The following is a 15,369-nucleotide window of genomic DNA, read 5'->3' on the forward strand; positions in this document are numbered from 1 at the left end:
TCACGCCGCCTCAATGGTTTTCATGTCAAATCGAAAAGGTGCCAACGGATTCGCCACGACCATCACATGGCTGAGCACGAACTCATAAACCACTCCCCGATCCATCGAGGCTGGAGAGAATGGAAACGCATGGGTGGGCAGGTCTTTGTCACCTGGCAACGGGAAGTGCAACAGGTAAGGATTGAGCAAAGCGACGATGTCTTTCGTGCGCTCGGCCGTTGCGGAAGTCGCCAGGGCCATGACGCCTATTTCCACTGGGGTGGCGGATCGCGATTCAAAGTCCCCCAACGCCGCGTTCTTGCCAATCGCGCGAAACTGCAGGTCGTACTCGCCCGATCCGATGTTCAGATGTTTTTCTATTCGCTGGCGCATCACCGAATCGAGACAGGCGAGCCATTCATCGAAGCGCTCAAGGTACTCGGTGTCCCGGACAATACTCATGACAACCGATTGAAACCCGCAAGGCGCCGCACCTTCCAGCTTGACGGTGTAGTCTTCACTGGGTTTCCAGATCGAGCCTTCTACCCGCACCGTTCGCTCGTCGATCGCGGTGTACACAGCCCCCTCGACATCCAGCACACCACCCGGCTCGACGAGCACGTAGGGATTGCTGTTCTCATAGAGCATGTGAGCCATCACCGATCGTGGCGTAAGCCGGGCCCCCTCACCAATCGCCTCGATGGTGAATCCCGTTTCGTCAATGGTTGCCATGACCACGGCCTGGGCGGGTGTGGTGGTACAGGACGCGCCACATTCTAGAATCTTCCCGGCGTGCCAGGCGGCCCCTGGATGTCCCCCTCGCATGATCGGGAGCGACGCCATGACGGCGGTGTCCGTGGAGCGACCGGCCAGGATGATGTCCGCGCCTTCCTGGAGCGCATGAATGAAGGGTTCCACGCCCATGAGCGCGACTATTCGAGAACAGCGATCCACCAAGGCATCATCAATAAAATCAAGCTGCAGCGGTTTGATCCGTTTCTCCAAAAGTGCTGTTTTCACAGCACTTGCTGGCTGCTCGCTGTAGATGCCCGCGATACGTACGGTCTGCCCCAGCTCTGCCGCGACCTCCTCACAGAGCCCGCGCATCAAATCGACACCCGCGTCGGAACCACAGGTTCCGCAGCTGCCAATGATGAGCGGGATCCCCAGCTTTTCCCGGGCCTGCATGAAGACCCGAAGCTCTGCGCGCAATATCGAAGCAGAAGACTTTGTCGTGCCCGTACCGAGATAGTGCGGACCCGAGTCGGTGGACCCCGCATCCATTGCAATCACATCGGGACATTCCAGAAGCGCCTTCTCAAACGCATCTCTCGGGAATCCGGTGCCGATTGCACCCGTTGGTGTAAGCACCTTGATCTTGACGTTCATGTATTTTCCTTTGCAACGGTATGTCGACGGCCGTCTGCGATGACACAGTGCCCAGGCGGGCTCCGCCCTTCCAGGACCGCCACCACACACTGGGCTGCAATTAAATTGGTGCGATTCAAGCCTTCCACCGTAGAGGCGCCGGCATGGGGGGTCACGACCACATTGGGAAGTTTGATGAGCTGCTCTGTCACTGCCGACAGTGAAGGGTCGGACTCGCTTTCGAACACATCGAGTCCTGCCCCGGCGATGTCTTGCTGTTGCAGGGCTTTCAACAGATCCGCGTCGCGCACCAGGCCACCTCGGGCGGTATTGATCAGCACGGCGCCAGCTTTCATCGACTTTAAAGCGCGGCTGTCAATCATTCCCCGGGTCTGCGGGTTAAGGGGGGCATGAAGCGTAATGAAGTCACTTTCCTGAAACAGGGTCTCCAGATCTACGAAGCAGCTCTGCCCCCCGTTGGCTTTTTGTGAACTGTCTGGGCGAGGGGCATAAATCAGGGGTTTGACTTCGAACCCGGCGAGGCGCAGCAAGACGCCTTTGCCGATTCTGCCCAATCCGACGATTCCGACCGTTTTGCGATACAGGTCACCGCCCAAGGGAATGCTCCAGTCGTTGGCAGACAGCCCCGCCTGACATTGTTTTAGCTTGCGACACACCGCGAGCATCAGCGCAATCGTATGGTCAGCGACACTTGCATCGTTTCCACCGACGGCGATCGTTGCGACCTTTCCGGCCGCTTCCACCGCCACCGTATCAATGCGCTCATACCCCACGCCACGGCGGGAGATCACCTTGAGCCGAGGGAGCGAACCGAGCAGGCTGGCCGTCACATTCGCGTGCCCTACAATCCACCCGTCAGCGTCAATCAGGAGGTCGATCAATTGCCGCTCACTCAAACTTCCGTCGGCAACTCCCGGCGCAAGTTCTGCGATGATGACTTCACAACCGCAATGCTTGAGAAAATCAAGGGTCGCCGAATCAAAAAAACGTTGTGTGACGACAACCCGATGACGAGTTTTAGGCATCGCGCACCTCTCGACATAGTTTAAATAACCCGTATTCCATGAGCACACTCCACTCAAAACGCATAATCCAGGTACACCCGGGCTTCTGAGCCATTGACAACGTTATTGGGTTGGGCGGAAACAAGCGCAACAAAATCCTGGTCGATTCTGTAATCGAGATAAATCAAACCAACGGAAAGGCCGGCGTATTCTTTGTCATCGAACCGATAATAAACGCGGTATTCGTTTTGCCTTTCCCAAACATCCGTCTTCTGACCACTGAACGGGTTCACGGCGTCAAAGTTTCCCTGCTTATAGAGCGCCATGACTTTAAACCCGTCCAATGACGCCCCCAAGAGTGAAATACCGCTCAGGTCGTACTCGGCCCCTAGCTGCCAGGTTCTTTCACCATGATTGTTGAAATCGTTGCCGGAACGGGTCCACGCATCCATTCTCCCGTCCACGTTATCCGCGTGATCGAAGTAGGCGTAGCCAAGGTTGCCATTACTCAGTTCGGCGTGTGTCTCTGAGAAAGAAACACCCAGGCGCAACTTATCGAGCAATAAACCAAGATTGACGTTTAACCACGTGGCCTCTTTATCATAGGCCGCGTCACCGGCGGACCAATCTTGCTCCCACAGCCGTCCCGCTTTTTGGAACCGATAATACTGGGTGTCTAAAATGACCCCTGCCGTTTCACCGATAGGTGCCTGCAGGGTCAAGCCATAACGGGTATTTTCATTGAAGTCCTTTGACACACCACGGGCATAGCTCAACTCAACGGCCTTTAGATCGTAGTTGACCCCATAGGTGTAGACGTTGCTTATTTCCTCACCCGACTGGCTTAGCAGCTTTCCGAACGCCTGCCTGTCCCGCGGAGAACTTCGATCGATATAAGCTGCTTCGAAAGCCATCGTTCCGGGTAGCGGGCCGATGCCCACGTCAGTCAGGTTGAAATGGGCTCGCGCGCCCTGATAGGAACCCGGCACGAGTCGCGTGTCATTGCTGACCAGGGTGCCCGCGTCAAATCGGCCTCGGCCTATTTGTGAGTCTGCGTTCCATCCCTCGCCAACGTGGCGCAACTTCAAGTAACTTTGCCCGACTTTTGCAAAGCCACCGTTAGAACCATCGTCATTATCAAACAAGTCACGGCTGTCCTGCTCGGCATCAATCATTGCCACACCGTAAAGAGACGCATCAAAGCCGACGAAGCCTCCCCAGTAGTTTGAGTTGTAGTCCAGGATCGCGCCGACCCCTACCCCACCCAACTCCGAGCCGGTCGAGAACCCGCCGAAGCGGTCTTCAATCAGGTCGTTGGATATTCGCGTATTGATGTACGCGGATCGAAGATAAGCATTCAACTTGCCTTCATGCTGAAATCTATCCGGATAACTGATACTCGCAGAAAAACAACTGCCCGATGCAAACAGCGTAGCGAGATATGTCATTGCGACGGCTTTAGTCGATTTCATGATCACCTCAATTATTATTTTTATTTTTCTCAATGAGCAGGCGTGAGCTGGCACTGCTTTAAACAAGCAGGGCAGAAATACAGGTGGATCTTTAAATAATTGCTCTTGTAACGATGGCCGTTGCTATGAGCGTAAGGCTGCTGCCGATTGCCCACAACAAGCAGTATCTTTGCATCTCGCCCATGTCCCGCTGGATAATCCCGCTGATGAGATAAACAGCGGCAACGAGTGGACTTAATGCGTGAACCGGTTGCCCCAGCACCGAGGCGCGGGCGATATGCATCGGGTCGATGCCATATTCCGCGCCCGCCGCGCCAAGTACCGGCAAGATCCCAAAGAAGAACGCGTCATTGGAGAGCAGGAAATTAAGCGGCAGCGCGACAAGGGCGGTAATGATGCTGAAGTACTGCCCGCCGCCATCAGGAATCATCTGCACGATCCGCGCCGACATCCCATCGACCATTCCCGTACCGGATAGAATGCCAGTGAAGACCCCTGAAGCGAATATCAGGGCAATGACCGTCAACACACTGTCGGAATGAGCGGCGATTCTCGCTTTCTGCTCCGCCAAACGTGGATAGTTGATCAGCAACGCCAGGGAAAACCCCACCATCATCACCAGGGGTAACGGTGCCAGTCCTGTACCCATGGCGTACATCAGCGCGGCCGTGAGTGCCAGGTTGACCCAGAACAGCCTGGGGTTTTGCGTGGCCGATTCGATAAGGGGTAGAGGCAGCTCTTCAGACACAGTGTCCTTTGCCATGGGCGTCCACCCCAAACGGCGTCGCTCTTTGCGGCCTATCCACACTGCCACGATAAACGCGTAGGCCAGACCTGCAAACATGGCGGGTACAAGGCCCAGGAATATCTCGCTGACATCCAGATGCAGCGCGCTGGCAGCCCGCGCTACCGGCCCACCCCAAGGGATGATGTTAACGACCGTATTGGTCAACAGAAGCATCAGTGCAAGGATGAGCGGGTTCATCCCAAGGCGAAGGTAGAGCGGCAAAAACGCCGTTGTCACGATCAGCACCGTCGTTGCCCCATCCCCATCGAAGGAGATGACCGACGACAGCAAAGCGGTGCCGAGCACCACACGAAGGGGATCATTTCCCACATAACGCAGAATCCGGCGAACCGCGGGCTCGAACAGCCCCGCGTCGAACATGATTGCGAAATACAGGATTGCAAACATCAACATCAATGCCGTTGGCGCCACTTGCTGGACGCCTTCCATCACCATGCCGCCCAACTCCGGTCCTGCGCCGCTGGCCAGCCCGAAAGCAATCGGGATGAGGATGAGCGCTGTCACAGCAGAAAGTCGCTTGCTGATGATCAACGCCATAAACGTGATGACCATTGCGAAACCTAACCAAGCCATGCCTATCACCTTTTCTTGTTTTTTTTATCAATGTCGTAGCAAATCAATGTGAACGACCGGCCACTCCCGAGGAATCTACATAGGGGAGAAAACCCTGTAAATCTTGATTTTTTTCGTCAACATCCCGCAAATACTGGGGCAAACGTGCTCGTGAAAAGATATCTCAGGGACACTGGCCGGCTTTCAATGCCCGCCTCCGTCGGTCCCTCTGTGTAGACCGTCCATTGCTGACTCCCTTTGAAAACACGACGAAATGGATATCCTGGTAGACATTGACGCAAGGCAGGTATATTTAATGAATATGTACAAACCCCCATCAACCTGTTCGGATCCGTCATGCCTGATCAAGAAGACCTTTACCTTTCGGCAGAAGAAGCGGCTGGAATGCTGGGGGTCAGCCTTCCAACTCTTTATGCCTACGTCAGCCGGAAGAACATTCGGTCCGTCAAGATCGCCAACACGCCCAAGCGTCGCTATTGGGCCGAAGACATCCAGCGCTTGGTGAAAAGCCCCGCGGGGCACGCTGCAAAGCGCTCGTCGTCATCGGACAGCGCCATTACATTGATCACCGATGACGGCCTCTTCTACAGGGGGCACGACGTCGTCGAGCTCGCCGACCACGCCACGGTCGAGGAGGTCGCCGGATTGATGTGGCAGGTGCCATCGGCCTTCGGACCGTCGCTGCCGCGCGCGCCGAAGGATAGCGTCAAACTGCTGAAGATCTATGAGCACATGTCAGCGCCGGAGAAGGCAATTGCACTTTTCCCCCTGGTTCAAAGGGAGAACCCCAAAGCCTTCGATCTTTCCATCGACAGCTATGCACGCACCGGCGCCGATGTTGTGAGATGGTTTGCCGCGTTGGTCGTGGGCGCGACCCAACCAAGCACACAACCCTTGCACGAATTCATTACCCAGGCCTGCGCAGCCCCGCCAGCCCACGCCGATCTGATCAGGCGTCTTCTGATCCTCAGCGTCGATCATGAACTGGACCACGCCACTCACAGCGTTCGCGTTGCCGCCACGACCGGCGCCACCCCCTACTACGCAGCGATCGCGGGACTCGCGGCCGCCAGGGGTCATAAGATCGCCTATGGCAGAAACGAAGCCGCCAGCAGGATGATCGAGGAAATCTGTACAGCTACCGATCCCACCCAACCGATATTGCAACGGTACAGTCAGGAGGGGCACATCATCGGGTTCGGACCTAATGTCCACTCAGTCAGTGACCCACGTGCTACCAATCTGATGAAAGCGTTGACCGCTGCCTTCGAGGGCGACCCCGAATTTGCCAAGTTGCAGAAAGCTTTTTCGGTCGCCTCGGAACTCGTCGCATACCCCCCGGAGTTCATTCTCCTGGTGAGTTTCATCGGTAGAAAGCTTGGGTTGCATCGGCAGGAAATCGCACTGGCGGGTGTCGGAAGATTGATCGGCTGGATAGCCCACGCCAGCGAGCAATACAACCAGCATCATGACGCTCGCCCCCGCGCTCGGTACACGGGAACTCTGCCACGAGCGACCCACCTCGCCAGTGACTAGACAGAAGCAACCATGGCCGCAAACAGCGATGTGAATTCGGGTTGGTGTTGAAGTTCAGCCACATACCCAAGCACCTTGGCCTGCGCCGACTCTTCAAGATGAGGTGAGGCCATCCTCCTGAATTTTCGTTCAAAATCGCTATCGGTCATCGGTGTTTCGACGGACCCGGGCCCGCTGATCATCTCGCTTACGACGATTTCGCCTGACACCAGCGTGGCGCTGACCCGGTTGGCAAGATGACGCGGAAACAACGCGGTGAGCGCGCCATCCTCCACCACGCTGATCTTGCCCATCAGGGCAACCACCATGGGATCAGCCATCTTTTCCGGCGAATAAGAGTCTATGGTGATGTCACCGTCGAGCAGCGCCCGGGCCACGTTGTAGGGCAAGCTGTGATCCGCCGTCTCTCGCGTTTTGGGCAACCATTTTTCAGGGGTGTCTGCCAACACTCGACGATTGAACTCGGACGTTTCGATAACGATGCAAGCGATATCGTCGAGATCGTCAATCCGAGCACGTATATCCAGGGCTGCCCACACCGCAGTATGCAACTCACCGTTGGTGGGAAAGGTCTTGGTCAGGGAGCGCCGTATAGCGTAATCACCATTCTCGGGCGTACCAAAACGATCCGTATCCAGGTCGAACGGGCCTGAGACCAATTTAAAGAATCCCATGTCCCCCTCGAACACCGGCGACGGGCCGGTCATGCCGTGACGCGACAGCTGGGCAGCGAAGATCGCATTACGTGCAGCGTTTGCGGCCGAGCAGCCCTTCCAGTCCGACAGGGATCCACTGCGAACCTGGCGCATGGCCAGATGAGCGCTCAACGCTATATTGATTGCCTGTGCGGTCTGCGCCACATCCAGCTTCATCAGACTGGAAGCCGCCGCGGCCATCGCCACATTTATGTAATTGACGTGGTCCCAGCCGCGCTTGTTCAGGCTGGCCGCGTCCTGCAGTCGCATCTGGATCTCATAGGCCAGCACAATGGCCGAAATGAGTTCTGCCCCGGTGGCCCCCTCGGCCTCTGCTAGCGCCAGGCAGGCCGGAATATTGTCACTCGGATGGCCCGGCTCCAGCCCCATATAACCATCGTTGTAGTCCAGGAAACGGACCATCACGCCATTGGCAAACGCCGCTATCTCTGGCGTTGTTTGGACAGTTGTTCCGAACACGCTGGACGCCTGCGCGGGATTGGCAACCGCATAACACACAGCGGCATTCACAGGCGCCGCTCCGTAGGCCCCCAATATGCACGCCAGACTGTCAATGAAGCGCTGTCGCACCAACGCGATGATCTCTTCGGGCAGTCGCTGATGCCTGAATTTATGCGCGTACTCTGCAAGTTGCAGCGCAATAGTCGTATTGCTCATGGTTGCCTCTGTTCTGCACCAGGGTTGGGTCTGCGCCGATGGCGGCGACGGCATCACCTGTTGCCAGGTGACGCGTGCGGTTCTCAGTCCAGAATGACGTCGAGTAAACGTACGTATTGCTGGCCGGCATGCATGTCGCGCTCCACCATCCCGCCTTGCGGCGTAGCGCGAGGGTAGGAAATCTTGACCATTTCCAGGTCAGCAACGGGAATATGTTTCACCCGTGCCGGATCGGTGCCATAGAGCCTTGCGAATTGCGCCGATGAAAGTGCTGCACTTTGTGAGTAACGCTCAAAGTTTTCACGCCCGTCAAAAAATATATCGAAGGTAATCCAGAACGGTCCGGCTTGTTTGGATCGAACATGTCGGCATACATCACGCAACTTAACCATTAACTCAACTCCTTCACAGCCAATGTTGACTCGGAAAGATCGATCCATTGAATACGCACCAACTCAAATGGGTCCTCCAATTGCACTACGTGATTTAACTTGAACTCATAAATCTGACCACGAGGTATATCAGCTGGGGTGAAAGCAAAGCCGTAAGAAGGCAATTCCTTGCCCATTACGCTGGGGTAGTGAAAAAAGTAGGGGTTGCATGCTTGGGCAATCGTATTTGCCATTTCTTGAGTCGCTGCTGTGGCGACAAATAGCATGCCTATTTCCGGCGGAGGCAAAGTTCCAACGGGGGGTTTTACGCCGGTGACGCCGTTCCAGCCATACATTCGCAGCGAGATATGAAACTCTCCCAACTCCTGCGGCGGGATGGATTGACGGGTCCGGGTGTACAGGGCTTCCAGCAGGCGGTCATGAAACCCATCAATATCATTGAGTACATCGGGGTCCTGGATACCCACTAACATGATTGTCTGATAGAGACCGGCCGCGGCGCCCTCCAGCTTCATTGTGTAGGGCATCGTCTCCCATTCAGACCCTACGACACGAACGGCTCGCTCGTTCAGCTTCTGGTAGCGCGCTTGTGCGACGTTCAGGATACCGCCGGGTTCCACCAATCGAAACGGGTCGCTATTTTCATAAAGCATGTGTGCAGAGACGCTATGGGGCGTGCACTGATTGTCTTTACTTAATGGCTCAACGTCGAAACCCTGCGCATCAACGCTGAGCAATATTCCCGAGCCCAATGTCGGATTAACGGCGCACTGGACACCGCACTCCCCCGTTTTGCCGGCATGCCAGGACGGCCCCCAGGGCGCGCCCTTCCAGATCGGATAACAGGCAATGACCGCCGTGTCGGTCGAACGACCCGCCAAAATGATATCGGCGCCTGCTTCAAGCGCGGCAATAAACGGTTCTACACCCAGCGCCGCCACAATGTGTTCACAACTGTCCACCGTAGCGTCATCGAGCTCACCGTGAGGCGGCAGCGGTTTGATACGCCCCTGTGCGTTCAACTGCTTAACGCTGTCCCTGTCCTGTTCACAATATATGAGCGCAATCTTTGGTGTGACGCCCAACTCTCCTGCAACCTCCAGGACTATATCGCGCGTCCAGTCCAGGTTGAGATCGCCACCGGCCTGTCCTGCCGTGCCGACAATTATCGGCACCCCGGACCAGGCCTGCGCCTTCATTAATATCGTCAAGTCGCGTTTGACCGCCCCACGGTTATTCTTCGATTTTCCAAGTGCGAGATACGCTGCTCCGCTATCGGTAGAACCGGCGTCCGTGGCAATTGCTTGCGCACCGGCCACCAGTCCATAAGTAATTTCTTCTTCACGAACGCCCGCCCCTAATGAACCACAAGGAACGATCACTTTGACGCAACCTTCAAATACCTGCCCCATAAAACCCTCTTCCGATTCACTCAGTCAGGCAATAATAAGGGCTGCAATCGTGTTGACAAGTGGACAAAAATTATCAATATAGGCCCGTTACCCAATGGGTTGCCGGGCATTCTTTCCGAGCATTCGCCTCCATTAATTCGCTGACCGGAATATACTTTTATCGATTAAGTTCAACACCACTGAAAGTTCGTCTGAGCCTGCACACTTTTCAGAATAAAACTTTGATCTCCAGCGCATTCCGGGAACGCGATGACCGGCAGGACTCATGCGATGATGAACCACCCCGCGCACTCCCGCCGCGTGGCCTTTTGTGTACTCCGGGTTATGTTTCGACGGCGCTGGCGCTGGCGCCCACTCCCCGTGCCTGCTGCTGGTTATCGGCATGCTGTCCCAATTGCCATCCCAGATAGGCCCACAGCAGCGCGCAGCCCGCGCCGATCAGAGCCGCCAGGCCAGTGCCCTGCCCCAGCATGTCGAGCAGGCTCTTGGCCCAACCGCTCAGCGCATCACCGCCGCGATAAACCACGGTGTCGATGAAGTTCTTGGCCTTGTACTTGCTCTCGGCATCCAAGGGTGCGAAGAGCATTTCCCTGCCCGGCCGGACGAACGCGTATTCACCGATTCGCCGCACGATCATCAGGGCGGCAAGCAGTGCGAAGCCGGGGGCCAGCGCAAGACCCACGAACCCGATGCACATGAGCAGCGGCACGATCGCCAGTAACGCACGCACCCCCAGCTTCGGCGCAATGCGCCCGGTGATGAACAGCTGAGACACCAGAGCGCCAGCCTGCACGATGAAGTCAATGGTGCCGAAAACCCGGACCTGCGCCTCACGACTCGGAAAATGTTCGGCCACCAGGCGCGCCTGCTCGAAGTAGAGAAAGGTGGTGACCGTCGCCAGTAGCACGACGAACCCGGCGATCCCCAACAGGTAGGGTGACCTGAGCACCGCCGTCAAACCGCTGAACGGATTGCCCTGCAGTGGCTGCCCGGGGCTTTGCGTCGGTGCCGCACCAGGCCGCCCAGCCCCGCCCTTTTCGCGCCAGCCCATCAGCGCCCGCTTCAATACAAATGTGACACCCAGCAACAGCGCGGCCAGAAACATCAAGCCCGAGGCGCCAATGGCCTCAATAAGCGCCGCGCTCAGGGCCGGCCCCAGCAGACCGCCGATGCTGGCGCCGGCAGCGATGAAGGCAAACAGCCGCTTGGCCTGTTCACTGTCGAATACATCCGCCATCAGGCTCCAGGCCACGGACACCACGAACAGGTTATAAACCGATATCCATACGTAGAAAGTACGGGCGAGCCAGACGCTGTCCGATTGAAACTCGAACAGTTCAACGAACATCAGCAAGTTGATCCCGAAGAAGCCGTACACCCAATCAACGAGGCGCAGGCGCGGGACCCGGGAACTGACCCAGGCAAACAACGGAACGGCCGCCAGCATCACCAGGAACGTGGCAGTGAACAGCCATTGCAGATTCTCCACGCCCGCCGCGATGCCCATCGATTCACGTATCGGGCGCAGCATGAAGTAGCCGGTAAAGAGGCAGAGAAACAACAAGAACCCGCACAGCGCCGGACGCAGCTCATCGTCACGGGCGTTAACGGCAAGGCTCAGTCGATGCAAGTAGGAAGGCGCACTCATGGAGACTCCTGGAAGGCGACAACAGGCAAGAGAGTGGGCACGCAACGGATTGCCGTGCCCAAGGCATGATCAGCGGTAGGTGACGCCGGTCAGTCGCTCGGAGACGGTCCAGAGCCGTTCGGCATCCGCCTCATGGGTGGCGGCCGGCGGCATCCTGGCGAAGCCCAATGGGCCGCGTTTTTCCTCGTCGCCGGTGGGGCCGTAGTAGGCACCGCCAACCGCCTCAGGCGCGGTGGCGGCATACAGCGTGGGCAGCGCCCCCTGGGCAGCTGAATGGTATACGTCGCGATCCTTGGCCCATCGCTGGCCGAACTCGCTGTTCAGACCCGGACCACGCGCGACCAACTCGGTGACGGCGACGCCTGGATGCGCAGCGATGCTGCGAATGTTCCAACCTGCGGCCTCGCTGCGCTGCTGCAAGGCAAAAGTCCAGTGCAGGATGGCCAGCTTGGACTGCGCGTAGGCGGCCAAAGGTTGGTACTGCTGCTCAGCCTGCAGGTCGTTGAAGTTCATTGTTCCGCGAGCCGCGGCGATGCTCGAAAGGCTCACCACGCGAGCGTCCTGGCTTTGCCGTAACAACGGCACCAGCAGGCCGGTCAGTGCGAAGTGCCCCAGGTAGTTGGTCGCCAACTGGAGCTCGAAGCCATCCGCGGAGGTACCCCGCTCCGGAGGCGCCATGACGGCGGCATTGTTGATCAACACATCCAGGCGCGGCAGTCGCTGGTTCAGACGCTGGGCCAGGCTGCGCACCGATGAAAGATTGGCCAGGTCCACGGCCTCGAACTGCACCTTGGCGTCGGGTACGGACGTTTTGATTTGCGCGATGGCCTGCGCGCCACGCTCCGGGTTGCGCGCAGCAATGATGACGTCGGCGCCGGCCCGAGCCAGTGCCAGTGCGTCCTCGTACCCCATGCCGCTCGTGCCGCCGGTGATCAGGACGATTCGACCTTCCTGGGAAGGCATGTCGCGGGTCGACCAGTCCGGTTTCGGCGCGACGCGGCTGGACGCATCGATACTGACCGCGCTTAGCAGCACGGCGCCAACGGTCAGTGTTCGAGCCAGCTTCACCAGTCGGCTCAGGTTATTTGAAAGGCCCGTTTCGGTTGCTGCTGTTCTGATGCACATGGTTGAACTCTCTATTTGGATGAAGAACCAGCACTGCCGAACGGTCACTGGAGCACGCACACCTCAGACTGCTTCAGAAAGCTGACGCGCTCTGTGACCCCTTGTGTATTCACGTAGGTCATCTTTGCGCGCACGACCTCGCACACCCGCGACTCCGGTTCTTCAATGCGGATGACCCTGGCGATATCCAGCGGCATGCCATATTCGTAGGCAGGCACATCCGCTTTCTCTTCGGCGAACAGAGGCAAACCGCTCAGAGTGATGAATGCCAGAAGACTGGCGATCGACACGTTTTGAATGTTCATAGTGGACTCCACGACTGTCCTTTACCGGGATGGTCGTAGCACTCTAGGGGGAGGTGACTGACGTCAAGGTGACTGCTGACTGACAGGAAGATGTCAAACGCCGGCGAGCCACGCCGGCCATCGGTTGACGGCGACTAACGGGCTGCCTGGCTGGTCAGGGAGAATCCGAAGGTATTGAAGCCATCCTTGCTGTGGGCGAACACACGGCCACCGTGCATGGACGCTACTGCCCGCACAATGGAAAGCCCCAGGCCATGGTGTGCGTCGCTTCGCGCCCGGGCGACATCGGCGCGATAGAAACGCTCGAACAAGCGCTGCAGGTGCACCTCGTCAATGGGCTCACCCGCATTGGAAACACTTACCTTGGCCTGCGCGCCAAGACGTTCCAGGCTTACAGTAATGGTACTCTGCGGCACCGCGTATCGCGCCGCGTTTTGCAGCAGATTGGCCAAAGAGCGGTGAAAAAGGCGTCGGTCGATGCATACGCGCATGTCGCCTTTGATCACCACGTCCAACTGTTTGTCGTGCAAGACAGGCTCCAGGTATTCCACCGTCTTGGACGCCTCCTCGTAGAGCGAGACATCACTGAGCTCGGTCGCACGCTGCCCGCTTTCGGCGCCCGCCAGGAACAGCATGTCATTGACGATGGTGCCCATGCGCTCAAGCTCTTCCAGATTCGATTGCAGCAGATCCTGAAGCTCAGCCACATCACGCCCGTGGGCCAACGCGACCTGGGTCTGCCCGATCAGGTTGGTCAGCGGCGTTCGCAGCTCATGGGCGACATTGGCATTGAACCCTTCGAGCTGGCACCAGGCGGCCTCCTGGCGAGCCAGGGCCCCGTTGAACGACACCGCCAGTTCCTGTAACTCGTCGGGCAGTGCCTCGGTGTCCAGTCGCTGCTTTGAATCACCCGGCGGCAGGCTGTTGGCCTGACGGCTCAGGCGCCTGACCGGCCCCAGGCCGAAACGCGCGATCCAGTAACCCAGCAGTGCGACCAGTACGATGCCCAGCGCCGAAGTCAGGATCAGCGTCTTGGTGAAATGGTCCAGGGTCTTCATGAACGGCGTTGAATCGAGCCCCACGATAAAGCGCAACTCCGGGCGGTTACCCATGGCAGAGATGGTCTTGACTTGCAGCACCATGGGACGATCCCGTTCAGGTATCGCCATGCTGAAAAATCCATCCGGGCGCTTCGACCAATCCTGGCCGTCCGGCATCGCTCCGCCATAGCTGTAGGCCGGGTCGTCAACCAGGACCCAATAACGCACCCGCTGATCCGTGGGCGTCAGGCCATCGAGCTTTTCACGCAAGCCGACCCAGAATGCCGGTGAATCGTATTTTGTGAGCACGGGATCAAGTACGGAATGGCGCAGGATCAACTCGTTTTGCATCTGATCTTCGAGCGATGTCTTCAATGAGCAGCGCAGAAGCGTCGCGCTGATAGAGATGATCAGCAAGACCGCCAGCGCAAACATCAATGCCAGCCGCTTGGCTATCGACCCCTTCATCACCGGGTACTGCCTTGACTGGCATCGGCTTCACGACTTTCCAGTACATAGCCCATGCCCCGGACCGTATGCAGCAGTTTGCGCGAATAAGGCACATCGACCTTGGCCCGGACGCGCTTGATCGCAACCTCGACCACGTTGGCGTCACTGTCGAAATTCATGTCCCAGACCTGCTCGGCAATCATCAGTTTGGAAAGAATCTCTCCCTGGTGCCGCGCCAGAAGGCTCAACAGACAAAACTCCTTGGCCGTCAGATCCAGCCGCAGCCCGGCCCTGGTCACCTTGCGCGCCTGCAGGTCGACCTCCAGGTCGTCGATGCGCAGATGGGTCAGGTCAGCCGTGTCGGCGGTGCGACGACGGATCAATGCCTGAACGCGGGCGACCAGTTCGGCAAAGGAAAAAGGTTTGCCTAGGTAGTCATCAGCGCCCTCGCGCAACCCGCGAACGCGATCATCCACCGTCCCCCTGGCCGACAACATGATGACCGGGGTTTTCTTCTGCTGGCGCAAACCCTCCAGCACGCTGTAACCGTCCTTGCCCGGCAACATGACATCCAGGATCACGACGTCATAGTCCATTTCCAGCGCATAGTGCAGCCCATCGATGCCGTTACTCGCCACATCGACAATGTAGCCGAGCTCACTCAGGCCACGATGCACATAGGAGGACGTCTTTTCTTCGTCCTCGACGATGAGCAAGCGCATCAGGTAACTCCTCTCGGGAAGCGGGACAACCGGGCAATCAGGGATCCAGATTTGGGTAATTTTTGCACACGACCTGCAAAGTAGCCTGTAGCTACCCTCCACCAGTCTAGACAATCAAGGTGTCCGCAAACTGACCACTTG

Annotated in this window: 13 protein-coding genes; 1 reads left to right on the plus strand and 12 read right to left on the minus strand. The window is 57.6% G+C overall.

Annotation, left to right across the window (positions count from 1 at the left end; genetic code table 11):
* The 4 genes from GKKCFE_RS13635 to GKKCFE_RS13650 form a co-directional block, all read right to left on the minus strand.
* A complete protein-coding gene (locus GKKCFE_RS13635; RefSeq protein ID WP_139049840.1) occupies nt 1–1,368 on the minus strand; it encodes an acyclic terpene utilization AtuA family protein in 1,368 nt (455 codons plus the stop codon).
* Nucleotides 1,365–2,393, minus strand: coding sequence for a phosphoglycerate dehydrogenase (locus GKKCFE_RS13640; protein WP_445578016.1), 1,029 nt, complete (start codon nt 2,391–2,393; stop codon nt 1,365–1,367). Before GKKCFE_RS13640 ends, GKKCFE_RS13635 begins: the two co-directional genes overlap by 4 nt.
* 53 nt (nt 2,394–2,446) lie before the next feature.
* Nucleotides 2,447–3,844 carry an OprD family outer membrane porin gene (locus tag GKKCFE_RS13645; RefSeq protein WP_445578017.1) on the minus strand — a complete coding sequence of 466 codons (1,398 nt, stop codon included), beginning with the start codon at nt 3,842–3,844 and terminating at the stop codon, nt 2,447–2,449.
* A 91-nt stretch (nt 3,845–3,935) separates the two neighbouring features.
* Nucleotides 3,936–5,225 (minus strand): CitMHS family transporter, encoded by a 1,290-nt coding sequence (locus GKKCFE_RS13650; protein WP_139049838.1) that lies wholly within the window; start codon nt 5,223–5,225, stop codon nt 3,936–3,938.
* Between the two features lie 336 nt (nt 5,226–5,561).
* Between GKKCFE_RS13650 and GKKCFE_RS13655 the strand changes: the two genes are divergently transcribed.
* Complete coding sequence (locus GKKCFE_RS13655; RefSeq protein ID WP_076384217.1) at nt 5,562–6,761, plus strand: citrate synthase; 1,200 nt, start codon at nt 5,562–5,564, stop codon at nt 6,759–6,761.
* Here GKKCFE_RS13655 and GKKCFE_RS13660 read toward each other — a convergent pair.
* The 8 genes from GKKCFE_RS13660 to GKKCFE_RS13695 form a co-directional block, all read right to left on the minus strand.
* Nucleotides 6,758–8,134, minus strand: a complete 1,377-nt coding sequence (locus GKKCFE_RS13660) for an MmgE/PrpD family protein (protein WP_188250753.1) — start codon at nt 8,132–8,134, stop codon at nt 6,758–6,760. The genes GKKCFE_RS13655 and GKKCFE_RS13660 overlap by 4 nt on opposite strands.
* A gap of 83 nt (nt 8,135–8,217) precedes the next feature.
* Nucleotides 8,218–8,526: a DUF4387 domain-containing protein gene (locus GKKCFE_RS13665; protein ID WP_047225592.1), complete on the minus strand. Its 309-nt coding sequence runs from the start codon at nt 8,524–8,526 to the stop codon at nt 8,218–8,220.
* Nucleotides 8,526–9,938 carry an acyclic terpene utilization AtuA family protein gene (locus tag GKKCFE_RS13670; protein ID WP_445578018.1) on the minus strand — a complete coding sequence of 471 codons (1,413 nt, stop codon included), beginning with the start codon at nt 9,936–9,938 and terminating at the stop codon, nt 8,526–8,528. The genes GKKCFE_RS13665 and GKKCFE_RS13670 overlap by 1 nt, the downstream gene beginning before the upstream one ends.
* A gap of 322 nt (nt 9,939–10,260) precedes the next feature.
* The gene (locus GKKCFE_RS13675) at nt 10,261–11,586 is read right to left on the minus strand and encodes an NTP/NDP exchange transporter (protein ID WP_445578019.1); all 1,326 of its coding nucleotides are present in this window, start codon (nt 11,584–11,586) and stop codon (nt 10,261–10,263) included.
* A 69-nt stretch (nt 11,587–11,655) separates the two neighbouring features.
* Nucleotides 11,656–12,711, minus strand: a complete 1,056-nt coding sequence (locus GKKCFE_RS13680) for an oxidoreductase (protein ID WP_047225589.1) — start codon at nt 12,709–12,711, stop codon at nt 11,656–11,658.
* Nucleotides 12,712–12,755: 44 nt separating this feature from the next.
* Nucleotides 12,756–13,016, minus strand: coding sequence for a DUF2790 domain-containing protein (locus GKKCFE_RS13685; RefSeq protein WP_083714399.1), 261 nt, complete (start codon nt 13,014–13,016; stop codon nt 12,756–12,758).
* A 134-nt stretch (nt 13,017–13,150) separates the two neighbouring features.
* A complete protein-coding gene (locus tag GKKCFE_RS13690; protein ID WP_047225587.1) occupies nt 13,151–14,524 on the minus strand; it encodes a heavy metal sensor histidine kinase in 1,374 nt (457 codons plus the stop codon).
* A complete protein-coding gene (locus tag GKKCFE_RS13695; protein ID WP_047225586.1) occupies nt 14,524–15,228 on the minus strand; it encodes a heavy metal response regulator transcription factor in 705 nt (234 codons plus the stop codon). The genes GKKCFE_RS13690 and GKKCFE_RS13695 overlap by 1 nt, the downstream gene beginning before the upstream one ends.
* Nucleotides 15,229–15,369: the final 141 nt, after the last annotated feature.

This window comes from Pseudomonas sp. E141 (assembly GCF_052659885.1).